22 protein-coding genes and 1 pseudogene are annotated in these 26,471 nt (G+C 62.9%); 11 read left to right on the top strand and 12 right to left on the bottom strand.

Features of this window, described 5'->3' with window-relative positions; translation table 11 throughout:
• Positions 1-59 precede the first annotated feature (59 nt).
• A complete protein-coding gene (locus LGH82_RS00745) occupies positions 60-1,637 on the bottom strand; it encodes a trimethylamine methyltransferase family protein (RefSeq protein WP_227346872.1) in 1,578 nt (525 codons plus the stop codon).
• Between the two features lie 198 nt (positions 1,638-1,835).
• Between LGH82_RS00745 and LGH82_RS00750 the strand changes: the two genes are divergently transcribed.
• The 6 genes from LGH82_RS00750 to LGH82_RS00775 all read left to right on the top strand — a co-directional run bounded on the left by LGH82_RS00750 (position 1,836) and on the right by LGH82_RS00775 (position 9,337).
• Positions 1,836-3,008, top strand: a complete 1,173-nt coding sequence (locus LGH82_RS00750) for an MFS transporter (RefSeq protein WP_227346873.1) — start codon at positions 1,836-1,838, stop codon at positions 3,006-3,008.
• A gap of 95 nt (positions 3,009-3,103) precedes the next feature.
• Complete coding sequence (locus tag LGH82_RS00755; RefSeq protein WP_227346874.1) at positions 3,104-4,276, top strand: MFS transporter; 1,173 nt, start codon at positions 3,104-3,106, stop codon at positions 4,274-4,276.
• Between the two features lie 84 nt (positions 4,277-4,360).
• Positions 4,361-6,421, top strand: coding sequence for a prolyl oligopeptidase family serine peptidase (locus LGH82_RS00760; RefSeq protein WP_227346875.1), 2,061 nt, complete (start codon positions 4,361-4,363; stop codon positions 6,419-6,421).
• Between the two features lie 261 nt (positions 6,422-6,682).
• Positions 6,683-8,062, top strand: coding sequence for an aspartate aminotransferase family protein (locus tag LGH82_RS00765; protein WP_227346876.1), 1,380 nt, complete (start codon positions 6,683-6,685; stop codon positions 8,060-8,062).
• Positions 8,063-8,201: 139 nt separating this feature from the next.
• Positions 8,202-8,567: a hypothetical protein gene (locus LGH82_RS00770; RefSeq protein ID WP_227349444.1), complete on the top strand. Its 366-nt coding sequence runs from the start codon at positions 8,202-8,204 to the stop codon at positions 8,565-8,567.
• A gap of 125 nt (positions 8,568-8,692) precedes the next feature.
• Positions 8,693-9,337 (top strand): cytochrome c oxidase assembly factor Coa1 family protein, encoded by a 645-nt coding sequence (locus LGH82_RS00775; RefSeq protein ID WP_227346877.1) that lies wholly within the window; start codon positions 8,693-8,695, stop codon positions 9,335-9,337.
• A gap of 282 nt (positions 9,338-9,619) precedes the next feature.
• On the opposite strand, the gene mmsB is transcribed toward LGH82_RS00775, so the two are convergent.
• Both mmsB and LGH82_RS00785 read right to left on the bottom strand, forming a co-directional pair.
• Positions 9,620-10,504, bottom strand: coding sequence for a 3-hydroxyisobutyrate dehydrogenase (gene mmsB, locus LGH82_RS00780; protein WP_227346878.1), 885 nt, complete (start codon positions 10,502-10,504; stop codon positions 9,620-9,622).
• 26 nt (positions 10,505-10,530) lie between these two features.
• Positions 10,531-11,697 (bottom strand): isobutyryl-CoA dehydrogenase, encoded by a 1,167-nt coding sequence (locus LGH82_RS00785; RefSeq protein WP_227346879.1) that lies wholly within the window; start codon positions 11,695-11,697, stop codon positions 10,531-10,533.
• A gap of 126 nt (positions 11,698-11,823) precedes the next feature.
• Here LGH82_RS00785 and LGH82_RS00790 point away from each other — a divergent pair, with 126 nt between their 5' ends.
• Together LGH82_RS00790 and LGH82_RS00795 are read left to right on the top strand one after the other, a co-directional pair.
• The gene (locus LGH82_RS00790; protein ID WP_227346880.1) at positions 11,824-12,438 is read left to right on the top strand and encodes a dimethylsulfonioproprionate lyase family protein; all 615 of its coding nucleotides are present in this window, start codon (positions 11,824-11,826) and stop codon (positions 12,436-12,438) included.
• On the top strand, positions 12,438-13,913 hold the full coding sequence (locus tag LGH82_RS00795) for a cobyric acid synthase (protein ID WP_227346881.1): 1,476 nt from the start codon (positions 12,438-12,440) through the stop codon (positions 13,911-13,913). The genes LGH82_RS00790 and LGH82_RS00795 overlap by 1 nt, the downstream gene beginning before the upstream one ends.
• Here LGH82_RS00795 and LGH82_RS00800 read toward each other — a convergent pair.
• From LGH82_RS00800 to LGH82_RS00810, 3 genes are all read right to left on the bottom strand, one after another.
• Positions 13,910-14,329: a VOC family protein gene (locus LGH82_RS00800; protein WP_227346882.1), complete on the bottom strand. Its 420-nt coding sequence runs from the start codon at positions 14,327-14,329 to the stop codon at positions 13,910-13,912. The genes LGH82_RS00795 and LGH82_RS00800 overlap by 4 nt on opposite strands.
• A gap of 84 nt (positions 14,330-14,413) precedes the next feature.
• Positions 14,414-15,247, bottom strand: a complete 834-nt coding sequence (locus tag LGH82_RS00805) for a helix-turn-helix domain-containing protein (RefSeq protein ID WP_227346883.1) — start codon at positions 15,245-15,247, stop codon at positions 14,414-14,416.
• 195 nt (positions 15,248-15,442) lie between these two features.
• Complete coding sequence (locus LGH82_RS00810; RefSeq protein WP_227346884.1) at positions 15,443-16,231, bottom strand: TSUP family transporter; 789 nt, start codon at positions 16,229-16,231, stop codon at positions 15,443-15,445.
• Positions 16,232-16,345: 114 nt separating this feature from the next.
• Between LGH82_RS00810 and LGH82_RS00815 the strand changes: the two genes are divergently transcribed.
• A complete protein-coding gene (locus LGH82_RS00815; RefSeq protein WP_227346885.1) occupies positions 16,346-16,777 on the top strand; it encodes a TerB family tellurite resistance protein in 432 nt (143 codons plus the stop codon).
• Positions 16,778-16,803: 26 nt separating this feature from the next.
• Here the strand turns inward: LGH82_RS00815 and LGH82_RS00820 are convergent.
• The 5 genes and pseudogenes from LGH82_RS00820 to LGH82_RS00840 form a co-directional block, all read right to left on the bottom strand.
• Positions 16,804-18,425: pseudogene (locus tag LGH82_RS00820) on the bottom strand (ABC transporter ATP-binding protein).
• Positions 18,422-19,291 (bottom strand): ABC transporter permease, encoded by an 870-nt coding sequence (locus LGH82_RS00825; protein WP_227346886.1) that lies wholly within the window; start codon positions 19,289-19,291, stop codon positions 18,422-18,424. Before LGH82_RS00825 ends, LGH82_RS00820 begins: the two are co-directional and overlap by 4 nt.
• A complete protein-coding gene (locus LGH82_RS00830) occupies positions 19,288-20,235 on the bottom strand; it encodes an ABC transporter permease (protein WP_227346887.1) in 948 nt (315 codons plus the stop codon). The genes LGH82_RS00825 and LGH82_RS00830 overlap by 4 nt, the downstream gene beginning before the upstream one ends.
• A gap of 256 nt (positions 20,236-20,491) precedes the next feature.
• A complete protein-coding gene (locus LGH82_RS00835) occupies positions 20,492-21,970 on the bottom strand; it encodes an ABC transporter substrate-binding protein (RefSeq protein ID WP_227346888.1) in 1,479 nt (492 codons plus the stop codon).
• A 129-nt stretch (positions 21,971-22,099) separates the two neighbouring features.
• A complete protein-coding gene (locus tag LGH82_RS00840; RefSeq protein WP_227346889.1) occupies positions 22,100-23,380 on the bottom strand; it encodes an acetylornithine deacetylase/succinyl-diaminopimelate desuccinylase family protein in 1,281 nt (426 codons plus the stop codon).
• A gap of 222 nt (positions 23,381-23,602) precedes the next feature.
• Here LGH82_RS00840 and LGH82_RS00845 point away from each other — a divergent pair, with 222 nt between their 5' ends.
• Both LGH82_RS00845 and LGH82_RS00850 read left to right on the top strand, forming a co-directional pair.
• Positions 23,603-24,034, top strand: a complete 432-nt coding sequence (locus tag LGH82_RS00845; RefSeq protein ID WP_227346890.1) for a L,D-transpeptidase — start codon at positions 23,603-23,605, stop codon at positions 24,032-24,034.
• Positions 24,035-24,540: 506 nt separating this feature from the next.
• Complete coding sequence (locus LGH82_RS00850; RefSeq protein WP_227346891.1) at positions 24,541-25,377, top strand: hypothetical protein; 837 nt, start codon at positions 24,541-24,543, stop codon at positions 25,375-25,377.
• 106 nt (positions 25,378-25,483) lie between these two features.
• On the opposite strand, the gene LGH82_RS00855 is transcribed toward LGH82_RS00850, so the two are convergent.
• Complete coding sequence (locus LGH82_RS00855) at positions 25,484-26,470, bottom strand: lipid A biosynthesis lauroyl acyltransferase (protein ID WP_227349445.1); 987 nt, start codon at positions 26,468-26,470, stop codon at positions 25,484-25,486.
• Between the last annotated feature and the right edge of the window lies 1 nt (position 26,471).

The raw sequence follows: 26,471 nt of genomic DNA on the forward strand, positions 1-26,471 counted from the left end.
GAGGTGTCGAGCGAAGCTCGACGGAGTGGGGGTCGACTGTTCATCGCCAACATAGATGATCAAAAATCGGTCGGCGCGCCGCCTTCGGCCGTGCGCTTTTCGACGAAGGCATTGAGTTCCTCGCGGATGGCCGGGTCCATGTAAGGCTCTTCGTAGGAAGCCAGCCGTTCCTTCCAGATCTTGTTGGCCTTTTCCATCGCCGTCGGCGATCCGGCTTCCGCCCAGGTCTCGAAATTGCGCCAGTCGGAGAGGATCGGCGAATAGAAGGCGGTCTTGTAGCGGTCCTGCGTGTGCTGCGTGCCGAAGAAGTGGCCGCCGGGGCCGACCGACTGGATGGCGTCGAAGCCGAGCGCCTCCTCGGAAAGGTCGAGCGGGGTCAGGAATTCAGCCACCATCTGCAGCAGGTCTATATCCAGGATGGTCTTCTCGTAGGAGCAGCGCAGGCCGCCTTCGAGCCAGCCGGCGGCGTGCATCATGAGATTGCCGCCGCCCTGGACGGCGCCCCACAGCGAGAACACGCTCTCATAAGCCGCCTGCGCGTCGACCGTGTTGGCGGCACAGGTGTTGGAGGTGCGGTAGGGGATGTTGTAGCGGCGGGCGAGCTGGCCGCCAACGAGCTGTGCCTTCATGTATTCAGGCGTGCCGAAGGCCGGTGAACCGGACTTCATGTCGACATTGGAGGTGAAGCCGCCATAGCCGACCGGTGCACCCTTCCTGACCATCTGGGCGAAGGCGATGCCGGACAGCGCCTCGGCATTCTGCTGCACCAGCGCACCGGCGATGGTCACCGGCGCCATGGCGCCCGACAGGGTGAACGGCGTGACGATGACGACCTGACCCTTGCTCGACATCTGGATGATGCCTTCCATCATCGGCACGTCGAGCTTGAGCGGCGAATTGGTGTTGATGATGGTGAAGACCGACGGCTCTTCCAGCATCTGCTCGTGGCTGATGCCGCGCGCGATGCGGGTGATCTCTATGCCGTCGACATTGCGTTCCTTGCCGAGCGAATAGATGTGGAACACCTTGTCGGTCAGCGTCGCCAGGTCGCGGATGCATTCGAGGTGGCGGACCGACGGGTGGATATCGGTCGGCTCGACCGGATAGCCGCCCGTGCAATTCAGGATGTTGTGCATCTGCGCAAGGCGCAGGAAGTTGCGATAGTCCTGCTGGTTGCCCGGCCGGCGGCCGCGATCGATGTCGGAGCAATTGGGCGCCGAGGCCATCATCGAGATGATCAGATTGTCGCCGCCGAAGCGCACATTATGCGCGGGGTTGCGGGAATGAATGGTGAATTCGGACGGGCAATTCGACACCAGCTCGAGGATCATGTCGCTGTCGAAGCGCACGCGTTCGCTGCCTTCGCGTACGTCGGCGCCATTCGCTTTCATGATGCGGCGGGCTTCGTCATGCAGCACGTCGACGCCGATTTCCCGCAGCACGCGCAAGGAGGCGAGGTGGATCGATTCCAACTCGTCTTCCGAGACCAGCTTGGTTGGCGCGAGCGGGTTTCTCAGCTGGCGGAAAGCCGGCTGCTCGAATGCGGACGAGCCGCCGGCGCGCTTTCCAGCGCGGCCGCCACGGCGGGCGCGGTCGGGTGCCAGTACCGGTTCTGCAGGTTGTAGGGCGGCGGTCATGATGGTCCTCGTACGATGCGATATTGGGCGGCATAATGGACCGGCGGCTGTCCGGCCATTGCGGAGGCGGCGACCACTAGGACGAGGGAAGCGACATGCCCATGGGGCAGGTGACTGGATCGCCGATTTGACGGTGCTGAAACTTACGCAAGCAGCTTTCGATCTGTACGTTGTCCCGATCTCTGACCGCGAGCAGCAATGACCTCTTCCACCGACACCGTCGAACCACCCTTGCAATGGGCAGCGCTTGCCGGCGTCACCGCGGCGCTGGCCATGTTTGGTGCGGCGCAAGGCTTGAGCTCACCGCTGTTCACGCTGCTGATGCAGAAGCAGGGCATGTCGCCCGCGCTGATCGGTCTTTCCGCCGCCATGATGCCGCTCGGCCTGGTTCTTTCGGCGTCATTGGTGCCGGCCGCCGTCCGGCTCGTTGGCGCGCGCACGCTGGCCGTCAGCTGCTCGCTGATCGGCGCGCTCTGTTTCTTCGCCATCGGCTATCTGCAGGACTGGGTCGCCTGGTTCGTCATCCGCTTCATTGTCGGCGTCATCATCAATCCGCTCTACATCCTTGGCGAGGTCTGGGCGCTGTCGCTGGCGCCGCCCTCGCGGCGTGGCAGGGTCATGGGTGTGTTCAATTCCGTCCTGGGGGTCGGATACGCGACGGGGCCGCTGGTCTTGACCGCTGTTGGTACGTCGGGATGGGTTCCTTTCATCGTCGGGATCGCTGGGTTCGTGCTCTGTGCGGTGATCCTGCGCGCTGTCTCGGCCAGCCTTGCCGGCTTCGAGGACGACGGCCAGCCCTCCGGCGGCCTTGTCGGCTTCGCCAGGCTGGCGCCGGCGCTGCTGTTCGCGGTGATGGTCTCGGCCGCGGTCCAGCAGAGCACCTATGCGCTGATCCCGGTCTTTGGCTCCGGCTATGGGCTGCCTGAAGCGGTGCTCGCCGCGCTGGTTATGGCGCTGTCGCTCGGCAACATCTTCCTGCAGATCCCGCTTGGCCTGCTGGCGGAACGTTTTGGCGGCCGGGCCATGATCATCGCCTGCGCGGTCGCGACAGCCGTTTGCGCGGTTCTGTTGCCGTTGCTGATCACGACGCCGTTGATATGGGTCGTGTTGCTCGTCATGGGCGCGGTCGGCTACGGCGTCTACACGATGGCGCTGGTCGAACTGGGTAGCCGGTTCAAGGGATCGGCACTTGTCTCCGGCAATGCGGCGTTCGCCCTGATGTGGGGCGCCGGCGGCATCGTCGGTCCGCCAAGCGCCGGCGCACTCATGCAGGCGATTGGGCCGCTCGGCCTGCCCACGGTGATCGCCGCGCTCGATGTGCTCCTGGTGGTGTTCGCGCTTTACCGGTCGTCGGTGCGACACAAGTCCTGAGCCCGTGGCGCAAGCGGATTTCGCCGCGCGGCCCTTTCGTTCTCGAAATCCTGGAGATAGCTGGATGGCTCGCCGAGGGAGAGCGGCACTTCATTATGGATGACAAGATGGTAGCGGCCGGTTCGAGCGACAGCGAGGCGGGAATGCAATGGGCCGCGATCACCGGCGTGATCGCGACCGTGTCCGTGTTCGCCATCGCGCAGGGGCTCTCCTATCCGTTGTTGAGCTTCATCCTGCAGCGCCAGGGCGAATCCCCGGCCATGATCGGATTGTCGGCGGCGATGACGCCGATCGGCTTCATCGCCTCGTCGCCGTTCATCCCGGCATTGGCGCGACGGTTCGGGGCAGGGCGAACGGCGCTCACCTGCGCGGTGCTATCGGCGGTCGTCCTGGCGCTGATCGGCTTGACGCAGAATGTCTATCTGTGGTTTCCCCTGCGCTTCCTGATCGGGGTGGTGACCAATCCGCTCTATGTGCTCAGCGAAATCTGGGTGATCGCGCTGGCGCCGCCGGCGCGGCGCGGCCGCCTGATGGGCGTCTATTCGACGATCATCTCGGCCGGTTTCGCGGCGGGACCGCTTTGCCTGCTTGCTGTCGGCACCGAGGGCTGGCCGCCATTTCTTGTCGGCATCTCCGCCTTCGCTCTTTGCGGCATCTGCCTGGCTTCGGTGCTGCCACGCTTGCCCAAGGTGGACGGGGCAGGACACCAGGTGTCCGTCCTTGGCTTCATGCCGCTGGCCACGCTGCTGATGTTTTCCGTCGTGATCGCCGCCGGCTTTGAACAGACGGCCTTGGCGCTGCTGCCGGTCTATGGCACGCATTACGGCATCACCGAGACCCGCATGTCGGCGCTGCTGTCGGTGATGATTGCCGGCAACATCGCCATGCAGGTGCCGCTTGGCCTGCTGGCGGAAAGACTCACGGCGCGGCTGGTGCGGCTGATCTGCACGGCGATCACGGTGCTCGGATGCGTCCTGCTGCCGCTCCTCATCGAAACGCCGCTGATCTGGCCGATGCTCTTCGTCTGGGGCGCTGTCTCCTACGGTATCTATACGATGTCGATCATCGAGTTGGGAGAGCGCTTTACGGGCTCGACATTGATCGCTGGCAACGCCGCCTTCGCGCTGATGTGGGGCGTTGGCGGCATTTCCGTGCCGCCACTGACGGGAAGCACCATGGATGTCCTGGGCGCCGGCGGCCTGCCGCTCACGCTTGGCCTGCTGTGCCTGGCATTGGCGGTGGCGAGTGTTGGTCGCAGGAAAGCCTGAATCCTCGGCCGAGGTACCGCGGCTATTGAATATCGGAGCGGGCATGTCGATGTTGCGTGCCGAAGCCTTCCTATCGGAGATTCCATGACCAAGCCCATCACCAAGCCAGAAGCCAGCGCCGAAGACCCCTTCCTCTGGCTGGAGGACAGGACAGCCACGCAGTCGCTCGACTGGGTGCATCGCCAGAACGAAGTCACCGTCGGCCAGCTGCAGGGCGATCCATCCTACCAGGCGTCGTTCGAGACGGCGCTGGACCTTATGACGGCCGAGGACAACATCGCGGTCGGCTCGGCACTTAAAGGCCATGTCTACAATTTCTGGCAGGACAGGACCAATGCGCTCGGCCTGTGGCGCCGCACGACGGTCGCTTCCTACAAGACCGAGAAGCCGGATTGGGAAACGATCCTCGACTTTGACCAGTTGGCGACGAAGGAGGGGATAAAATGGGTGTTCAGCGGCGCCGGCCGGCTCTATCCGGAGTTCAGCCGCTGCCTGCTCTCGATGTCGCCGGATGGCGGCGATGCCAGCGAGATGCGTGAATTCGATATCGAGACCAAATCCTTTGTCGAGGGCGGATTTCGAGCGCCGGCCTCGAAGTCGGGCTTCGGCTGGCTGGACAAAGATACCGTCGTTTCGGCGGCCTTCGAAGAGGATGACAAGACGCAGTCCGGCTATCCGCGCGTGATCAAGCTGTGGAAGCGGGGCACGAAGCTGGAAGACGCGACGCCGATCTTCGAGGCGCAGAAAGAGGATCTTGCCGTCGGTGCCGGCGTCGAGTTCGACGGCGACAAGCGCCATGTGTTCCTGGCGCGAACGCTCGATTTCTTCGCATCGCACAGTTTCCTGCACCTTCCGTCAGGCGAAAACAGACGCATTCCGCTGCCCGACGACGTCACCGACACTGCGCTGTTCAAGGACCAGCTGGTGTTTGGGGTGCGTACCCCATGGACGGCGCCGGACGGCACGGCGTGCCAGCCCGACGGGCTTTATTCGCTCGATTTCGTGCAATGGATCGAAACCGGTGAACTGCGCGCCATCGAAACCCTCTTCGCTCCGGCATATCGCGTCTCGATCGCTGGCCTTTCGCGAACCCAGGACCGGCTGTTCATCAACATGATGGACAATGTGCGCGGCAAGGTCATCGTCTGCGAGCGCAAGGAGAGCGCCTGGTCGCTGAAGCCGGTCGCGTTGCCCGAAAACGGCAATGTCGGCATCAGCCATGCCGAGCATTTCGGCTCCAGCGTCTCCTTCTCGTTCACGGATTTCCTGACGCCAAGCTCGATCATCTGGTCGGATGACAATGGCGAGACGCTAGCAACCGTGAAGTCGCAGCCGGCGCGTTTCGACGCGTCGCCGCTGATCTCCGAGCAGTTCGAGGCGCGCTCGAAGGACGGCACGATGATCCCGTATTTCGTCGTCCGGCGGCGGGACCAGAAGGATCCGGTGCCGACGCTGCTCTATGGTTATGGCGGTTTCGAAGTGCCGCTGCTGCCCGGCTATGCCGGCGTACGCGGCAGGCTGTGGCTGGAGAAGGGCAATGCCTATGTGCAGGCCTGCATTCGCGGCGGCGGCGAGTTCGGGCCGGCCTGGCATCAGGCCGCGCTCAAGGGCAACCGCCAGAATGCGTTCGACGATTTCGCGGCGGTCGCGCAGGATGTCGTCAAGCGCGGCATCGCCACGGCGGCCTCGCTCGGCATCCAGGGCGGTTCGAATGGCGGTCTGCTGACCGGCGTTTCGCTGACGCAGCATCCCGAGCTTTTCGGCGCTGTTATCATCGAGGTGCCGCTGCTCGACATGCTGCGCTACACCGAATTGCCGCCAGGGGCCTCCTGGATGGCTGAATATGGCGATCCGTCAAAACCGGAAGACGCGAAGTGGCTTTCCGCCTATTCGCCCTACCAGCATGTCGATGCCGGCGCCGACTATCCGCCGGTGCTGCTGACGACGTCGACCGCCGATGACCGCGTCCATCCCGGTCATGCGCGCAAGATGGCCGCCCGCCTGCAGGAAGCCGGGCATGAAAAGACGCTGTTCTTCGAGGAGACCGAGGGCGGGCATGGCGGGCGCGGCGACCGCCGGCCGCAGGCGGCGCAGACGGCGATGAAGTATGTATTCCTGCAGAGGGCGCTGACCGCCAAGGCTTGATCTCGAATCCTTCGGGCAGCGGAGCAAAGGATGTTCACCTTGAGCGTCCTTTGCTCTAAGGTGGCGTCCATGGGTCCCGTCGTGACATTGGCCAGCCTCCTTGGGGCTCGGGCGTTTAGGGGCGCGATGACACCGTCACCGCGGACGTTGCGCGCCGAGCTTCTGCGGCTATGCGCCCGCATCGGCTATTCGCCTCCCGTCGCCCTCTGACGAATCCGCCCCGGCTCAGCCGGATTGATTCCAAGAGGAAAGATCAAATCCATGACCTATCAGAACTATTCGCTGAAGCAGCTTCAGCAGATCGACGCCGCGCATCATCTCCACCCGTTCACCGACCACAAGGAGCTGCGCGAATCCGGCTCGCGCATCATCACCCACGCCAACGGCCCGTTCATCTACGATTCCGAAGGGGCTGAAATCCTCGACGGCATGGCCGGCCTGTGGTGCGTCAACATCGGCTATGGCCGCGATGAGTTGGCGGACGCCGCCTACGCGCAGATGAAGGAGCTGCCTTACTACAACTCGTTCTTCAAATGCTCGACACCGACGCCGGTGCTGTTGTCCAAGAAACTGGCGGAGATCGCGCCGAAGAACATCAACCAAGTGTTTTATGGCTCCTCGGGCTCGGAGGCCAACGACACGGCGCTGCGTCTCGTGCGCCACTACTGGGCGCTGGAAGGCAAGCCGGAAAAGAACCGCATCATCTCGCGCAAGATGGGCTATCACGGCTCGACGGTTGCCGGCACCTCACTCGGCGGCATGGACTCCATGCACAAGCAGCTTGGCGGCGAGGTTCCCAACATCGTTCATGTGATGATGCCTTACGCCTATGAGTTGGCGCTGCCTGGCGAGAGCGATCATGATTTCGGCCTGCGCGCGGCAAAGGCCGTCGAGGACGCGATCCTCGAAGCCGGCGCCGACAAGGTTGCCGCCTTCATCGGCGAGCCGGTGATGGGGGCAGGCGGCGTGAAGATACCGCCGTTGAGCTACTGGCCGGAAGTGCAGCGCATCTGCCGCAAATATGACGTCCTGCTGATGCTGGACGAAGTCATCACCGGCTACGGCCGTACCGGCGAGTGGTTCGCGGCCCAGACCTTCGGGATCGAGGCGGACACCATCACCACGGCCAAGGCGCTGACCTCCGGCTACCAGCCGCTGTCGGCGCTGCTGGTCGGCGACCGCATCGCGACGACGCTGGTCGAGAAGGGCGGCGAATTCAATCACGGCTACACCTACTCGGGCCACCCGGTAGCCTGCGCCGTTGCGCTGAAGAACCTCGAGATCATCGAGCGGGAAGGGCTGGTCGACCGCGTCAGGACCGACACCGGGCCGTATTTCGCCGAGGCCTTGCAGGAGCGCATCGCCGGGCACGATCTGGTCGGCGAAGTCCGTTCGATCGGGCTGATGGGGGCGATCGAGATCGTCAAGGACAAGGCGACCAAGGAGCGTTTCCTGCCGTCGGGCAGTGCGGCCGTTGTCGTGCGCGATCATGCGATCACGCAGGGCATGATGCTGCGTGCCACCGGCGACACGATGATCCTGTCGCCGCCGTTGATCTGGACGCGCGACACGATCGACATGGCCTGCGAGCGCATCGCCACGGCGCTGGATCTGGCTCAGGCGGATCTGCGCAAGCGCTAAGTCCGCAATCTCCGCCGGGCGTTCTTTGTGAGGACGCCCGGCCTGGAGCCCATCTCGTCGCGGCAGGGAACGAATGCCGCCTTCCGCGCGTAGTGTGGTAGGCAGTAGCCATATGGGCCGCGACAAGGGGTTTGTTTCCATGAGAAAGACCGGCAAGAGCCGACGCGTGCAAGAAGCAGCCAGCATCGGCGGTGACCTGATGCTGGCGCCGCTGGTGGCTATGATGCGCATGCCGCTGATGGCCATGGACGCAGGGAGTAGCCAGCCGTGGGGCACGGAAACCGCCCGCGCGGTGAGCGAGAAGACCGTTGCCGTGGCCGAAGGCGTATTCGCGGCGCAGATGTCGCTGCTTCAGTCGGCGTCTCGCTTCTGGCCGGAGGTGTTTTCCGGACGCACGCCGTCTTTGTTCAACGGTGTCGCGGCGGAGCGCTCCGTCAACGCCGCGCTGAAGCCGGCAAGCGTTGCCGTGAAAGCGAATTTTCGCCGGCTGTCGACAAAAACCTGAACAAGGCACCCGGCTAAGCGAAAACCGATTACGGTTTTCAGCGTCATCGTCTAGAACCCGCCAAGAGACATTTGCCCAAAGTGCGTCGCTATGCGCTTTTCGGCGATATGCATCAGGGGGACATCATGGCCGGACAACCACTTAACGAACCGGCCGAAATTCCGGCCGAGCTTGACCGCTGGAACTGGGGTGCTTTCTTCCTCAACTGGATCTGGGGTATCGGCAACAGCACCTTCATCGCGCTGCTGGCGTTGATCCCTGTCGTCAACATCGTCATGATCATCGTACTGGGCGCGCGCGGCAGCCGCTGGGCCTGGCAGAATCGCACATGGCGCGATGCCGAGCAGTTCCGCAAGACGCAGCGCAACTGGGGCATTGCAGGACTGGTCGTCTGGGTCGTTGCCATCGGCGGGCTTGCCGCTTCCATCAGCAGCATTCCCTACGTTCTCAAAGGCAATGACGCCTATCGCATGACAATGGACACCGTGCGCGCCAATGCCAACGTGAAGGCGGAGATCGGTGACGACGTCGCCGACAACTACTGGATCGGCGGTAGCGTCAATGTCGACGCGAATGGCGCCGGCGATGCCAAGCTGAGCATTCCGCTCCACGGTGCCAAGGGAAAGGGCACCGCGTATTCTCACGCCGTCAGAACCGCCGGCGCATGGAGCATGCGGTTGCTGGTTGTATGGGTCGAGGGGGTCGATACGCCCATCGTGCTGGTCAATGAAGATCACGTCCCGATCCCGAACGCGGCAATCGGGATATAGGCGGGGAACGGCAATATAGGTGGCGCAAACGCAAAAACCGCGCTCCAGCGGGAACGCGGCTTTGCCAGATACGCTTGGCGCTTCGCTACTCGAACACTTGGCGAAACTTACGGGCTCCGGTACGCGAGACCTGATCCGGAGCGCCGGGCGGATGCGATATGTCCGCCTCGCCATCCGTTTTATAGGGACATCGTTACCGGGGGGTTATCGAGAGCTTAAGCAAACCTAAATTTGCGGTTTTTCTACCTGACCAGTTCGGGAAAAGTCCGTCAAATCCGTTGGTTACGCTGGGTTGCCGCGCAGAAAATTAATTATGCCGGAGAAATCGGCGCCGCCATGTCCCTGGGCATTGAACAGCGCATAGAGTTGCGCCGCCTCGGCGCCAAGCGGCGTCACCGCGCCCGCGCCTTGCGCAGCCTCCTGCGCCAGCTTCAGATCCTTCAGCATCAGGGCCGCGGCAAAGCCCGGTCTGTAATCCTTGTTGGCGGGCGAGGTCGGCACCGGGCCGGGCACCGGGCAATAGGTGGTCAGCGACCAGCATTGGCCGGAGGAGGTCGAGGCGACATCGAACAGCGCCTGATGCGAGAGGCCGAGCTTTTCCGCCAGCACGAAGGCTTCGGCGACGCCAATCATTGAAATGCCGAGGATCATGTTGTTGCAGATCTTGGCCGCCTGTCCGGCGCCATCCTCGCCGCAATGCACGATGCGGCCGGCCATCGACTTGAGAATCGGCTCGGCCCTGGCGAAAGCATCCTTCGACCCACCAGCCATGAAGGTCAGCGAGCCGGCGGTGGCGCCGCCGGTGCCGCCCGAAACCGGCGCGTCGATCGACAGCAAACCATGCTTGCTGGCGACGGCATGCGCCTTGCGTGCCGATTCGACATCGATGGTCGACGAGTCGATGAACAGCGCGCCTTTTTTCGCTTTGGGTGCGATATCTTCGTAGACCGACAGCACATGCTTGCCGGCGGGCAGCATGGTGATGACGACATCGGCGTCCTTCACCGCGGCAGCCGCGTTGGCCATGACGACGACGCCATGGTCGCGCGCGACAGTCAAATTCTCAGGCATCAGGTCGAAGCCGTGCACCGTATGCCCTGCCTTGACGAGGTTGGCGGCCATCGGATTGCCCATATTGCCGAGGCCGATGAAGGCGATCGTGGTCATTGTCTCTCTCCCGGAATCTGGTGATTTCAACGGCCGATCAGGGCGCGTGCGATGATGACGCGCATGATCTCGTTGGTGCCTTCGAGAATCTGGTGGACGCGCAGGTCCCGCACCAGTTTCTCGATGCCGTAGTCGTGCAGGTAGCCGTAGCCGCCAAGCAGCTGCAATGCGTCGTTGGCAACGTTGAAACCAGTGTCGGTGACGAAGCGCTTGGCCATCGCCGACCATTTGCCGGCGTCGGGCGCCTTGCGGTCGAGCTTCGAGGCGGCGGCATAGAGGAAAATACGCGCCGCCTGCAGTTCCGTCTCCATGTCGGCTAGCCTGAACTGCAGGGCCTGGAACTGGTTGATCTTCGAGCCGAATGCCTTGCGCTCGGCAGTATAAGACAGCGCCTTGTCTAGTGCTGATTGCGCGCCGCCAAGAGAGCAGGCCGCGATGTTAAGCCGGCCGCCATCCAACCCCGCCATGGCGATGCCGAAGCCAGCGCCTTCGGTCGACAGCAGGTTTTCCGCGGGTACCTTGCAGTCCTCGAAGATGACCTGGCGGGTCGACTGCATGTGCCAGCCCATCTTGTGTTCGTTGGCGCCGAAGGAAAGGCCCGGCGCGTCCTTGGGAACCACGACCGTGGAAATGCCCTTCGGGCCCTCGGCGCCGGTGCGCACCATGACAGCGTAGACGTCGCTGTCGCCGGCACCGGAGATGAACTGCTTGGTGCCATTCAGCACATAGTCGCCGCCGCTCTTCACCGCCCGCGTCTTCAACGCGGCGGCGTCGGAACCGGAGCCCGGCTCGGTCAGGCAATAGCTGGCCAGCCATTCCATCGAGGTCAGCTTCGGAAGGAAGCGCTGGCGCTGCTCCTCATTGCCGAAGCGATCGATCATCGATGCCACCATGTTGTGGATCGAGATGAAGGACGAAAAGGCCGGGTCGGCGCGGGAAAGAGCCTCGAAGATGAGCACGGCGTCGAGCCGCCCGAGCGCTGAGCCGCCGACATCATCGCGGACATAAATGCCGCCGAGGCCGAGCGGTCCGGTTTCGCGGATCACATCGGCAGGAAAGTGTTTCCTGCGGTCCCAGTCGAGCGCGTTCGGCGCGACACGGTCGGCGGCGAAGGCTTCGGCCATTTCCTGTATGGCGCGCTGTTCCTCGTTGAGTTCGAACTGGATGGTGCTCGCATCGACCGCGGCGTCCATGGCGTGCTCCCTGATATCTGCTGTCGTTTTTGGCTTTGCGCGGGCACCAATCTAGACCAATGATGCCGCCGCGCAACCCGACCTTCCGCGGAGCGGCTGTGCGCGGATGGATGCCCGAAAGAGACCATGACGACAAATTTCAACAAACTGCTCGAGACGTTCCATGGCTATCTCGCTGGTGTCGACAGCGCGCTGGTGCGTGATGCCGTGGCGCGAATCGCTTGGGATATGCCGGCTCGATCGCTCGATCCGCACCCGCTTGCCTGCGTCGGCCATCTTGATCGCGCTGTCGAATTGGCGCCGCCGGACGCGAAGCCGCTGGTGCGACTTGTGGCGGACCAGCGCAACGATCTCCGCTGGGGCCAGACCTACAGCGAGGCGGATTTCGGCAAGGCGTTCATCGACAATTACGGCTGGCTGGAGGTGCTGGGCATGCGTGGCCACTTTGCCAATGACGCGGTCGCGGCCGGTCTGCTGATCCTTGGGCCGGACATTGTCTATCCCGACCATCATCACGTCGCCGAGGAGATCTACATTCCGCTGACCGGTGGCACTGAGTGGCGCATGGGCGAAGGCGGCTTCCACGTTCGCGGAGCAGGCGAGGTGATCCATCATGCCTCGAACGTCAACCACGCCATGCGCACCGGGAGGGAACCGCTGTTGGCCCTGTACATCTGGCGCGGCGGGCCGCTGGCGGCGAAATCGACGATCACCGGAACCGTCGCGCAGGGCAGGGCATAATGGCCAAGGCCATCATGCTGCAGGGCACCGGTTCGGATGTCGGCAAGACGGTGCTGGTTGCGGGCCTGTGCCGTGCCGCGAAAAAGCGCGGGCTGAAGGTGCGGCCGTTCAAGCCGCAGAACATGTCGAACAATGCCGCCGTCGCCGACATTCCCGGCGACAACAACCATGGCGGCGGCGAGATCGGCCGGGCGCAATGGCTGCAAGCGATCGCCTGCGGCGTCGCGCCGAGCGTCCACATGAACCCGGTGCTGCTCAAGCCGCAGACCGATGTCGGCGCGCAGGTCATCGTGCAGGGCAAGGTCTTTGGCGAGGCGCGGGCGCGCGACTATCAGGCGCTGAAGGGCCGGCTGATGGATGCCGTGCTGGACTCCTGGGCGAAGGTTGGCGAGGGCGCCGACCTGGTCATCGTCGAGGGCGCCGGCTCGCCGGCGGAAATCAACCTGCGCAGCCGTGACATCGCCAATATGGGTTTTGCGACGCGCGCCAATGTGCCGGTGGTGCTGGTCGGCGACATCGATCGCGGCGGCGTCATTGCCTCGGTCGCCGGCACGCATCTGATCCTGCCCGAAGAGGACCGGCGCATGATCGTCGGCTACCTCATCAACAAGTTCCGGGGCGACGTTTCGCTGTTCGATGACGGCATCAAGTCCATTGAACGTTTCACCGGCTGGCGCTGTTTTGGCGTCGTACCATGGCTGAAGGCCGCCGCGCGCCTGCCTTCGGAGGATTCCGTGGTGCTGGAAAGGTTGGTTTCCGGCGAGAAACGGGCGCTGAAGGTGGCCGTACCGATGCTCGGCCGTATCGCCAATTTCGACGACCTCGATCCGCTCAAGGCCGAGCCGCAGGTCGAGGTGGTGTTCGTGCCGCCCGGAAAGCCGCTGCCCGCGGATGCCGGACTGGTGGTTATTCCCGGCTCCAAGTCGACGATCGGCGATCTCCTGAAATTCCGCGAGAACGGCTGGGACAGCGATTTGCTGGCGCACCGCAAGCGCGGCGGCCATGTCGTTGGTATCTGCGGCGGCTTCCAGATGCTGGGCCGGATAGTGCGCGATCCGCAGGGCATCGAGGGCCATGTGACCGAGGCCGAAGGGCTGGGCCTGCTCGACGTGGAGACGGTGATGGAGCCCGAAAAGACGGTTCGCAATGTCAGCGCGCGCTCGGTGCAATTCGACCTGCCGCTGGCAGGCTACGAAATCCATCTTGGCCGCACCACTGGGCCGGACACGCTTCGGCCTTCCGCTGTCATCAACGGCGCCGATGACGGCGCCATTTCCGCTGACGGCAAGGTGCTGGGCACCTATATGCACGGGCTGTTTTCCGCCGACGCTTTTCGGGGGAAATTCCTTGAAAGCCTGGGCGTCAGGGGCGGCGGCCTCGACTACCGCGCCGAAGTGGAACGGGCGCTGGACGACGTCGCAGACGAGCTGGAGGTTCATCTCGACTGCGACGCGATCTTTGGCCTGGCGCGTTAGGCCTTTTCGCCTGCCTTCGGCCAGTAAGTACCGAAGGACCAGACATTGCCTTCCGGGTCGCGGCAGATGAATTCGCGGCTGCCATAGTCGCGGTCGACCAGTTCCTGGATGATCACGGCGCCGGCCTTCTTTGCGCGGGCATAGGCGACGTCGGCGTCCTCGACGGCAATGTAGATCGACTTGCCGCCGCCTGAACCGGGCTCGCCGACCATCTTGCCGTAGTCGTCGTCGCGCACCGTGCCCAGCATGATCATCGAAGAGCCGAAGACCAGTTCGGCATGATGAACGATGTCGCCTTCACCATGACGGGTGCGCACGCTGAACCCGAAGGCCTCGCCGAGCCAGTCGATCATTTTTGCCGCGTTCCGGTAGCGCAGGGCAGGGTAGAGCCGGGGCGGCTCGGTGGTTGCGGGCATGGTCACCTCCTTCATATGGGTTGGTCGATAACCCACTCTGTGCGACGGCCGTTCCGGCGTCTTGAAGAAATGTTACCTGCCGATCTATGCCGGAACCGAGAGCGCGGTCGGCGTCTCGCCGGCAAGGTCTCGGAATTCGCGTACGAGATGCGCCTGGTCGGCATAGCCGCAATCGGCGGCGATATCCGCCCAATCGCTTGCGGGCTGTCTCGACAGGCCGAGCGCCCGGTTGAAGCGGACGATGCGCGACAGTGTCTTGGGGCCGACGCCGACCGCATTGGAAAAGCTGACGGCGAGATGTTTGCGGCTCCAGCCCAGACTGTCGGCGAGCGATGAAATACGCGTGCGGCCACCAGACGCGACGATGCTGTCATAGGCCCAGGCAATTTCGATCGGCATTTCCCTGGCTTTGGCTAGCCGAGCGGCGACGAAGGCTTCGGCCAGATCGAAACGCGACGTCCAGTCCGGCGTATTGCCAAGCCTTTCGCGCAGCGCCGTCCCTTCAGCGCCGAGTACGTCATCCAGAACAACCATACTGCCGGTCAGCTCGCTCATTGGCCGGCTGAAGAAACGGCGTGCGCCGAGCGGCGTGAAATTGACCTGGACGCAGCAGGCGCCGCCGAAGGATTCGATCACCACCGGTCCGGCATAGAGGCCGGCGGCAAAACTGGCGAAACGGTCATTGTCGCCGGGTTTCTTGCCGAGTCCGATAGCGAAGGGCTCTGCAAAGCTGATCACCAGCGGCACGGTCAGCGATGCGTATTCGATATTGCGGAAATGGCCGGGGGCGGTTTCGCGATAGAAGCAGATGTCGGTAACAATGCCCGCAAGCCTCGAGTCGGGAATCCGCCGCAGCATCTCGAAGCGGCCGGCAACGGACCGATCCTGTTCTTTCTGGCATTGAAGTTCGCTTGGCATAGGCGGGAATCTAGCAGACCCTCGGCCGGAATCAAAAGCGCCCGGCTTTTGGCCGGGCGCTCCGAGTTGCCTGAGATTGGAGTGCTCGGCGTTGAAGCGCCGGCACAATGCCATGGATTGAAACTGATCCCCATCAGCTCATGTCAGACCGCCGACCGACATGATTCGTACGCCCATATTCTATCAGGGGCGCACTCACACGCCAGCAATCAGAGCGCGCAATGGGTTGGTCGGATCGGCGAGAAGCTTCACCGCCAGTGCCAGGCAGACGATCACCAGAAGCGGCTTGATCAGCCGGGCGCCAATGCGCATGGCAAGGCTTGCGCCGAGACGCGCGCCAAGGAACTGGGCGATGCCCATCATCAGGCCGATCTTCCAGTAGACAACGCCAAAGGCCGCGAAGACGACGAAGCCGCCGATGTTGGAGGCGAAATTGAGCAGCTTGGTGTGCGCCGTCGCCTTGAGCACGCCATAGCCGGCCAGCGCAACGAATGCGAGCATATAGAAGGAGCCGGCCCCCGGACCGAACAGGCCGTCGTAGAAACCGACCGCCGGCACGATGGTCAGCCCGAACAGGAATGGCGAGAGCCGCTCGGCGCGGTCGACGTCGTCCATGTTGGGCTTGAAGGCGAAATAGATGGCGATGGCGATCAGGACGATGGGAAGGAGGGCCCGGAGGAGATCGCCGGGCACGATCGTTGCCAGCAAGGCTCCGATCGCGCTTCCTATGAGGGCCAGCAGCGCCGAGGGAAGTTGGCGGCGCAGGTCGACATGGCCCTTCGAGGCATAGTGGATTGTCGCCGAGCCGGAGCCGAACATGCCCTGCAGCTTGTTGGTGGCCAGCGCCTGGACTGGGGTGAAGCCGGCGAGCAGAAGCGCCGGGACGGTGATCAGTCCGCCGCCACCGGCGATCGAATCGACAAAACCGGCGGCAAAGGCCGCGAAGGCGAGCATGACGACGGTCTGGGTGGCGAGATCGAACATTGGATCGATGGGAGCGTTCGGAGATTCAGGGCAGGAGGCGTTCGACCACGCCGACCCCGTTTGCGCAAGGCCGATTCCGCGCTACCTATTGGGGCGAATCGGAAAGGGATCTTTATGGCTGCCGGATTGCTGGACCAGATACGCTCGATCTTCGACGGCGACCCCGGCGTGCGCAAGGTGGCTGACGATCCGGTGCTGTCAGCGGAATTGCTGATGCTGTTCCGCATGATCCTTGCCGATGGTTTGGTGAGCGAAAGCGAAATGGCTGTATTCAGGCGTATCTGCAAGGACGCCTTCGACATTCCCGAATCCAGCATCGACGCCGTCATCGAATATCTCAACGACTTCGGCTACGAGACCAATGGCTCGCAGGCCATCGCGCTGTTTCGCGAGCTCGATATCGAGCGGCGCAAGTTGCTCGCCCGTCACATGGTGGAAATCGCCAAGGCGGATTCGCAGCTTGCCGAAAGCGAGGTGCGTCTCCTGCGTCGCACGCTTGACCTGCTCGGGATCAACCCGGTCGATGTGGTTAAGCCTAACGAATAAGAACGAACCGCCCGCTTGCCGGCGGCTCACCCCTGTTCCTGCATTCGGCGCGCAATCGCCCGGCGCAAATCAGGGGCGGCGGCGACCAGCGCCTTGGCTGCGTCTGACCGCGGATGGTCGAGCACGTCGTTCGTCTTGCCGCGCTCGACGATCTTGCCGTCGTGCATCACCAGCACCTCATCGGTGATGGCGCGGGCGACCGTCAGGTCGTGGGTGATGAACAGATAGGCGACGCCGAGCTTCTGGTTGAGTTCGGCGAACAGGTCGAGGATCTGGGCGCGGATCGAGACGTCGAGTGCGGATACCGGCTCGTCGGCGACGACCAGTTTCGGGCGCGTGATGATAGCGCGGGCGATCGACAGGCGCTGGCGCTGGCCGCCGGAAAATTCGTGCGGATACTTGTCCATGTCCCTGATGTCGAGGCCGACCTCATGCAGCGCGTGCGCCACCATCTCGCGGCGTTCGGCGTTCGTCGGTTTCTTGTCCAGGACATGCAGCGGTTCGGCAACCAGTTTCGCCACCTTCTGGCGTGGGTCGAAGGAGCCGTAGGGGTCCTGGAACACCACCTGCATGTCGCGCCGGGCAGGCTTGAGCTCTGCCTCGCTCTTGTCGGTGATGGCCTGGCCCTTGAAGCGGATCGTTCCTGACGTCGGCCGGTCCAGCGCCAGTATCATGCGGGCAAGCGTTGACTTGCCGCAACCGGAGCGCCCGACCAGCGCAACCGACTGGCCCGGCGCTATCGACAGGGAAACATCGTCGACGGCGTGGATCGGCGCCGCGCGCCTGAGCAGCGACGTGCGCCGGCCAGGATAATCCCGCGTCACGCCTTCGACCTCAAGCAGAGGCGTGGTCGATCCGGCATTGTGTGGCCGGGCGCGCGCCGGCACATGCATCGAGGCCTGCGCCAACTGGCGCGTGTAGGGATGGAGCTGTTCCGACAGGGTACGCGCCGTCTCGCCGGCCTCCATCACTTCGCCGCGACGCAGGATGATGATGCGATCCGCCATTTCCGTCACGACCGCGAGGTCATGAGAGATCAGCAGCAAACCCATATGGTTTTCGGTGACAAGGTCGCGCAGAAGGTCGAGGATCTGCGCCTGCAGCACCACGTCGAGCGCCGTGGTTGGTTCGTCCGCGATCAGCAGCTTCGGTTTCAACGCGCAGGCAATGGCGATGACGACGCGCTGGCGCTGGCCGCCGGACAATTCGTGCGGATAGCGCGACAGCGGGAATTGCGCTTCGGGCAAGCCACGCGGTCGAGCATTTTTCGCGCGTGGTCCTCGGCGTTGGCGCGGCTTGCCTTCGTGTGCCAGCGTATGCCTTCGGCAACCTGCTCGCCGATGGTCTTGACCGGATTGAGCGCCGTCATCGGCTCCTGGAAGATCATGCCGATATCGTGGCCGCGTAGCGCGCACATCTGGTCTTCGGTCGCCGCCAGGATGTCGATGCCGTCGAATATAACGCGCCCGCTAGCGCGCGCGGCATAGGGCAGAAGCCGCATCAGCGTCAGCGCGGTCATCGACTTGCCCGAGCCGGATTCGCCAACCAGCCCCATCACTTCGCCGGGCGCGACGGAAAGTTCGATCCCCTTCAGGATTGGCGTGTCGCCGATGGCCAGCGTGAGGTCCTGGATTTCGAGCAGGCTCATCGCCGCCGCCGCGATTTCGGGTCGATGATGTCAGCGATGCCGTCGCCAAGCAGGTTCAGGCCGAGCACGGTGATGACGATCGCCATGCCCGGAAAGATCGCCATCCACGGCGCCATCACCATGCGTGTCTGCGCGTCGAACAGCATGCGGCCCCAACTCGGCATCGGCGGCTGTGCGCCGAGCCCCACATAGGACAGTCCGGCCTCGGCGAGAATGCCCAGCGCGAACTGGATGGTGCCTTGCACGAGCAGCAATGTGGCGATGTTGGGCAGCACGTGCTCGATGGTGATGAGCGTCCTGCTCTTGCCGGCGGCGCGCGCCGCGAGGATGAACTCGCGCGGCCAGATCGCCAGCGCGCCCGCGCGGGCGACTCGCGCGAACACCGGTATGTTGAAGATGCCGATGGCAATGATGGCGTTGACCGCGCCCGGCCCGAAGATGGCGGTGATCATGATGGCCGAAAGCAGGGCAGGGAAGGCGAAGACGAGATCGTTGATCCGCATCAGCGCTTCGTCGACCAGACCGCCGCGCGCGGCGGCAAAGGCGCCGAGCGGCACGCCGATGCCCATGCCGATACCGACCGCGACCAGCGCCACGGCGATCGAGTTGCGGGCGCCGACCATGATCATCGACAGGATGTCACGGCCGAAATGGTCGGTGCCGAACCAGTGGGTGAGCGAGGGACCTTGCGTCTTGTCGGCGATAATCAGCCTGGTGATGTCGTAGGGCGTCCAGGCATAAGAGACTACAGCCATGGCCAGGATCAGCAGGGTGATGCCGAAGCCGGCAACGAATGCGGTATTCCCGAACGCCTTTGCCAGGATACCGCGGAACGTCTCCTCGGGGATGTCGATATGCAGCGTCATTGCCGGCTTCTCAGTCGCGGATCAACGACCGCATAGGAAAGGTCGACGAGCAGGTTGACGGCGATGACCGCGGCGACCAGCAGCATGACGACGCTTTCGACCACGATCAGGTCGCGCTGGGTGATCGCCTGGAACACCAGCCGGCCGAGCCCAGGCAGGTAGAAGACATTTTCGATGATGATGGTGCCGGCAAGCAGGAAGGCGAACTGCAGGCCAAGGATGGTCAGGACGGGGATCATGGCGTTGCGCAGCGCGTGGCGCCACAGGACGGCGCGGTAGGGCAGGCCCTTGGCGCGGGCGGTGCGGATATAATCCTCGTTCAGCACCTCGATCAGTGCCGAACGGGTCACCCGGGCAAGGATCGCGGCTTGCGGCAGGGCAAGGGCGATCGCCGGCAGGAGCAGGGCTTTCAGCGCGGGCCATGCCCCGGCGCTCCAGCCGGGAAAGCCGCCCGCCGGCACCAGCCGCAGCCAGACAGCGAAAAGATAGATCAGCATCAGCGCGAACCAGAAGTTCGGCACGGCAACGCCAAGCTGCGCGGCGCCCATGGTTATCGTGTCGCCGATCCGCCCGCGCCGGCCGGCGGAAAACAGGCCGACGGGAATGGCGATGACGGTGGAGAGCGCCAGGGCGATCAACGCCAGCGGCAGCGAGACGACGAGTCGTTCGCGTACAAGATCGATGACGGGCACCGAATAGGTATAGGAACGGCCGAAATCCAGGCTCAGCAAACCACCGGCCCAGTGCAGGTAGCGCTGGATAAGGGGCGCGTTGAGGCCCATCTGGTCGCGTAGCAGTTCGACCTGGTCGGCGCTGGCATTCATGCCCAGCATCAGCCGCGCCGGATCGCCGGGCAGGATCTCCAGCACGGCGAAGACGACCATGGAGGCCAGCACCAGGGTGAGCGCGGCGATGACAAGGCGCTTTAGGAGGTAGGCGGTCATGGATGTTGGGTGACCGCTGCGTTGCCTGTTGCAGAGATCGGGCGACGGTATCGTTCTGCACGGCCCCCCTCTGTCCTGCCGGACATCTCCCCCTCAAGGGGGGAGATCGGCAGTTTCAGCGTTGGCGAAACAAATGCATCGTTGATGATTTGCGAAACTAGTGGCGACGGCGCAATCTCCCCCTTTGAGGGGGAGATGCCCGGCAGGGCAGAGGGGGGCGCGACGGAGCGCAAGCGTCGCCTGTTGGCCAACTGCCTCAATCCGCCCACTTCACCTTGGTCAGATCATTGGCCTGGATCGGCGCGTTTTCCCAAAGGCCCTGCAGCTTGGCGTCCCAGACACCGACCTTCGGCAGTTCGAACAGGAAGCCGACCACGGCGTCGTCGGCCAGGATTTTCTGCGCCTGCGCGTAAAGTTCCTTACGCTTGGCTTCGTCGGAGGTGAGCTCCAGATCGGCGATGACCTTGTTGAACGTCGGGTTCTCGTAGCTGAAGTAGTAGTCCTTGCGCGAATAGATATCGATGTCGTTGGGCTCGGTGTGCGAGACGATGGTCAGGTCGTAGTCCTTCTTGGTGAACACCTGGTCCAGCCACTGCGCCCATTCGACCGGGATGATCTCCAGGTTGATGCCGACATCACGAAGCTCCGACGCGATGATTTCGCCGCCAAGCCGCGCATAGGAAGGTGGTGGCAATTTCAGCGTCGCCGTGAAGCCATTTTCCAGTCCTGCTTCCTTCAACAGTTCCTTGGCCTTGGCGATATCGTGTGGATAGCGGCCAGTGAGGTCGACATAGTATTTGTTGGTCGGCGACATGTGTGAGCCGATCGGCAGGCCAAGGCCGGCCGAGGCGCCGTCGATGATCGCCTTGCGATCGAGCGCGTAGGAAATCGCCTGCCGGACCTGCAGCTTGTCGAATGGCGGCTTCTTGTTGTTCATCGACAGGATGGTTTCGCCTTCGGTCGCACCGACGACCACCTTGAAGCGCGGATCGTCCTTGATCTGCGCGACGCTGTCGGGGTCGAAGAAGGGGAAGGCCTGGATGTCGCCGGACAGCAGCGCCGGCACGTAGGCGGCGGCATCGGGAACGATGCGGAACTCGACCTTGTCCAGAAACACCGGGGTGCCCCAGTAATGGTCGGACTTCACCAGCGTGATCGACGATCCCTTGACCCAGTTCTGGAACTTGAACGGGCCGGTGCCGATCGGTTTCTCCTTGTTGGTGTCCGCCGATCCGGGCGATACCATCACCGCGTCGCCCCAGCCCATATTGTAGAGGAAGGAGCCCTGCGGGTGCTTCAGCGTGACTTTCACCGTCGCGGGATCAACCACCTCGACGGTGTCGATGGCGGCGAACAGGCCCTTTTGCGCGTTGACCGAATTGTCGGCGCGGGCGCGGTCGAGCGAGAATTTCACGTCGTTGGCGCTGAAATCGGCGCCGTCATGAAATTTCACGCCCGTGTGCAGCTTGAAGGTGTAGACCTTGCCGTCGTCGGAAATGGTCCAGCTTTCCGCCAGGTCCGGCAGCACTTCGCTGTTGGGACCAATGCGGGTCAGGCCCTCGAACACATTGGCATAGAGAACCTCCTTGATCGCCGCGGCGGCGCCCGCGGTCGGGTCGAGATGCGGAGGTTCAAGTGGAATACCGATGACCAGGTCGGTTCGCGCGGCGAATGCCGAGGTTCCGGCGGCCAGTGACAGGGCGGCGGCGGCCAGAATGATCTTCCACAATTTCATCGTGCAACTCCCCATAGGCTCGAACCGGCGGATAGAAGCGTGATTTTTCAGCGGAGTAAATCGCGTTTCGTGCTGTCCGGCATCGCAAGGAGGAATGTTTTTTCCGCCGCTGCTTGAGCGCGGTCCTGATCATCCGGCGATCTTGCCCCGCAGCAGCACGTTGAGCCCGATCGCCATCACCTTCGCCGATTGCACCATGTCGTTGATGCCCACCCATTCGTCGGGCCTGTGGGCGAGATCGAGGATGCCCGGACCATAGGCGATGCAGTCATAGATATGGCCGATGCGGGCGATGTGTTTCTGGTCGTATGTGCCCGGTGAAATCACATAATCGGGCTCGCGGTCGAATATCTCCATGATGCCCTTGGCCACTGCCTTCACCACCGGGGCATCGCGCTCCGTCATCAGCGGCAGCACTTCCATTATGTCGCGGATCTTGTAGTCGAACTTCTTCCGCTCGCGCTTCAGCCGGTCGAGGATGTCAGTCACCTCTTTCTTGACGGTGCCGAGGTCTTCCTCGAGCAGAAAGCGGCGGTCGATGGTCAATCGGCAGGCATCGGGCACGTTGGGCGAGGGCAGGCCTGGCCGGAAATCCTCGGTCTGGCCGCCATGGATGGAGTTGATATTCATGGTCGAACGCCTGGCGCCTTCGGGCACGACAGGCATGCGCGTGATCTTGCGGTCGAGTGCCGGGAACAACTCATCCTCGAAGGCCTGCAGCACAGCGCCCATGTGGCGCACCGCATTGTCGCCGAGGAATGGCATCGAGCCATGCGCGATTTCGCCCTTGGTTTCGATCTCCGCCCACCACACGCCGCGATGGCCAAGGCAGATACGGTCCTTGTTCAGCGGTTCGGGAATGATGACGTGGTCGACCTTGGGGCTTGAGAAATAGCCGAGCTTGGCCAGATGGGCGACGCCGCCGAAGCCGCCGGACTCCTCGTCGACCGTGCCTGAAATCTCGATGGCGCCGGGAAAGTCGGGAAAGACCTCCATGAAGGCCTCGGCGGCAATGATCGAGGCGGCAAGGCCCCCCTTCATGTCGCATGCGCCACGGCCATAGACCCTGCCGTCCTTCACGACGCCGGCAAAAGGATCGACGGTCCAGCCGTCGCCGGCTTCGACCACGTCGATATGCGAATTGAAATGCACGCAGGCGCCAGGTGACCGGCCGTCGAAGCGGGCGACGACATTGACGCGCGGGTAGCGGTCGGTATCGCCCGGCGTACCCTCAGCGCGGACGAATTCGGTCTCGAAACCCTGCTTCCTCAGGCGCGCGCCGATGTATTCCGCACATGGGCGATAGGCTTCGCCGGGCGGATTGATGGTTGGAAAGCGGATCAGGTCGGCGGTCAGTGCGACGAGGTCATCGACCCGGTCGTCCACCGCCTTGAGGAGTCGTTGGTTCATTTGGAGAATTGAGCAGCGATCGCCCTGGTTTGGCAAGTCCGCTCCTGACAACGTCCGTGCGGCGTGTCGTTGCGGCAACTATCGCGGGAAAATCGTTCAAATTCGCCGCTTTGGATTGCCCAATTCGTCAAGAACTGTGTGCTATTTCACGTATCTGCCTCTTAAAAAATGAAAAACGACGTGAAAACATGCAGGCAGGGGCAATCAAAGGGGTTTGATCGCATGAAGAAGACAGTTCTCATGGCGGCAATGCTTGTCGCGATGCTGTTCGGCTCGTCAGTTCAAAGCTGGGCCGCCAGCCTGGTTGCAAACATCGATGTGTCGTCGCAGACGATGACTGTGAGCCAGTACGGCGAAGTGCTTTACCGCTGGAACGTATCCACCGCCCGCAAGGGGTATTTTACGCCGCGCGGCGCCTATAGGCCGCAACGGACGGAGCGGATGTGGTACTCGCGCAAATACGAGATGTCGCCGATGCCTTACTCCGTGTTTTTCCACGGCGGCTACGCCATCCACGGCACCGGCGCGGTCAGGCAACTGGGGCGTCCGGCATCGCATGGCTGCGTGCGGCTGCAGACGGCCAATGCCGCAACCTTCTATTCGATGGTGCGGGAAGCTGGCTTCGGCAATACGCGGATCCTCATCACAAACTAAGATGGTCAAAAACTGCCGCCCCAATCGGGGCTGCGGGCACTGTTGCTGTGCCCTTTCGGTTGTATCGAGGGTCGAAATGTTGCAGGAATAGCGCAATGGTACCGAAAACAAGGCCGCCACGTCTGGTTTAAAGCTGTTGATGCTTGCTTTAGCGCGCACGTATCGGCCAAACTTCATTCCAACATTTGCCGGGGGACGACGGGCTTAGCCGGGGGATGCAAAACGCCGCGAAGAGGGGTCTTCGCGGCGTTTTGATTTGATAGCCGGTTTGGGCAATACGTCGATCCTCATTGCGAACCAAGACAGCCAGCGACTTGGGCTCTGCCAGGAGCTCAGACGCTCATCGGCGTCGCTGTATCGTTCCGGGTCTGCCGATGTCCGAAATGTTGCAGGAATATCCCAATGGTACCGAAAACAACAGCGCTGCGCCTGGCCTGACCCCGCCGGTGGCTTGCTTGAACACGTATTGGTGGTACATCCCGGACAGGCAACATGAGGGGATTCTAATGTACAGACTGCTTATGGGCGCGGCGATCGCGGCAACAGCCACCTCGGCTTTCGCCGCGGATGTGGTCGTCATGGATCAGTCCATCGCCGCTCCGCACATTTCCGGCTATGTCGAGGCTTACCTCGGCGGATTGTATCTGACCGTCCCGGGCGACCATGCAACGGCGACCACTGCGGGCGGTGTCGGCCGTGTGAATTTCCCGATCGACGCCCGCTGGAACATCCAGACCGACGCAATGGTCGATTCCCTTTGGTTTCAGGGTCAGAATCTTTACGGCTACGGCGGCGCCGTCCATGCCTATTGGCGTGATCCGAGCGCCTATGCGTTGGGCGGCTTCGCGACGATCACGGGCTACGGCGGCGACGGCATCGGCGGTGAGAATATCTATAACTTTACGGCCGGTCCTGAAGCCCAAGTCTATTTGGGCAATGTGACCCTGTACGGTCAGGTTTACTACGGGCAGCTGCGGGCCAACGGTTCGTCAGAGCATATTGACGACTGGGGTACTCGTGGCGTTGCCCGATATTTCGCGCGGGACAACCTTCGCTTCGATGCCGAACTCGGTTTTTCGAGCGTGTCCATATCCGGCGAACATCTCAACACCGTCACCGGGGCGCTGCAGGCCATGTACCGGTTTTCCGGCACGCCGCTGTCGGTGTTTGGGCGCTACCAGCTGGATCATGTGTACGCAGGCGGCGAAAGCGAGAACATCCACAAATATGTGATCGGCTTGCGGGCGAGCTTCGGTTCGGACACGTTGCTTGATGAAGATCGCAACGGCGCCACGATGGACACCTACCGGCCAAACTTTGTTCTGCCATTTGTCGGGGGATGAATGGCCTTGGCGGGGGATGCAAAACGCCGCGAAGAGGTGTCTTCGCGGCGTTTTGATTCATGTGATCTGTTGAGCGAGCGATCGGAAAGGTAGCTGCCAAGAGGCATCAACTGACTTGGCTGGCTTCCGGTGGCTGTGCCTGCCGCTTGCGCCGGCCGCCAGTGATTTCCCACCTCTTGTGGAACCACATCCACTGGCCGGGGTCTTCGCGCACCCAGCGCTCGACCACGTCGTTGAGAAGCTGCGTGGTGGCATGGACGTCGACGCTGCCGCTGCTCGTGCGCGGCAATGACAGCTTGTCCTCGATCTCGAGCCGGAAGCGGTTATTGGGAAGCCTCACGCAGCGCGCCGGGTAGACATCACAGTCGTAGTGACGGGCAAGGGTGGCAAGCACCCGGTTGCTCTGGCAGGGACGACCGAAGAATGTCGTGTCGAGACCGTTCGAGAACTTCTGGTCGACGAGGACGCCGATATTGCCGCCGTTCTCCAGCACACCCGCCAGCGCGAAGGACGCGCCGGTCGAAGACGGCAGCAGCGATCCCATTGTAGAGCGCCGCGTCGAGAGAATGTAGTCGGCGAGGTAGGGGTTGTTGGGCGGGCGAAACAGCGCAGTGATGTTCATGCCGAAAGTGGCGGCGGCCACCGGCAGCAGTTCAAAATTGCCGAGATGCCCGGTGAAGATGATATGCGGCTTCTGCTCGCCGGCAATCTCGACGAAATGCTCGATACCCTTGACCTCGACACGGCCCGGCCTTGTAGCGGCGGGATCATAGTCGAACAGGGCGTCGAGAAAGATGTATTCAGCGGCAAGGCGGGCCATGTTGCCCCACATGTCCGATGCGATCGCCTGGATTTCGCCGTCGCTCTTTTCGGGATAGGCCTTGCGCAGATTGTCGATGGCGACGTCATGGCGGCCCACCCATGGGCCTATGTGCCGGGCGATCCGGTCGGCAAAATTGAGCGCGCTGTCGGCGGGCAGCAGGCGCAGCACCGAGATGATCAGCATCGCGGCCCGCGCAACTAGCCAGTAATTGAGCTGGCGGAGCTGCCTGCCGTAGCGAAACGCCAGGTCGCGGCGGGTCTTCTTGAACATG

Origin of the sequence: Mesorhizobium sp. PAMC28654, assembly GCF_020616515.1 — a bacterium.
Lineage (GTDB): Bacteria > Pseudomonadota > Alphaproteobacteria > Rhizobiales > Rhizobiaceae > Mesorhizobium.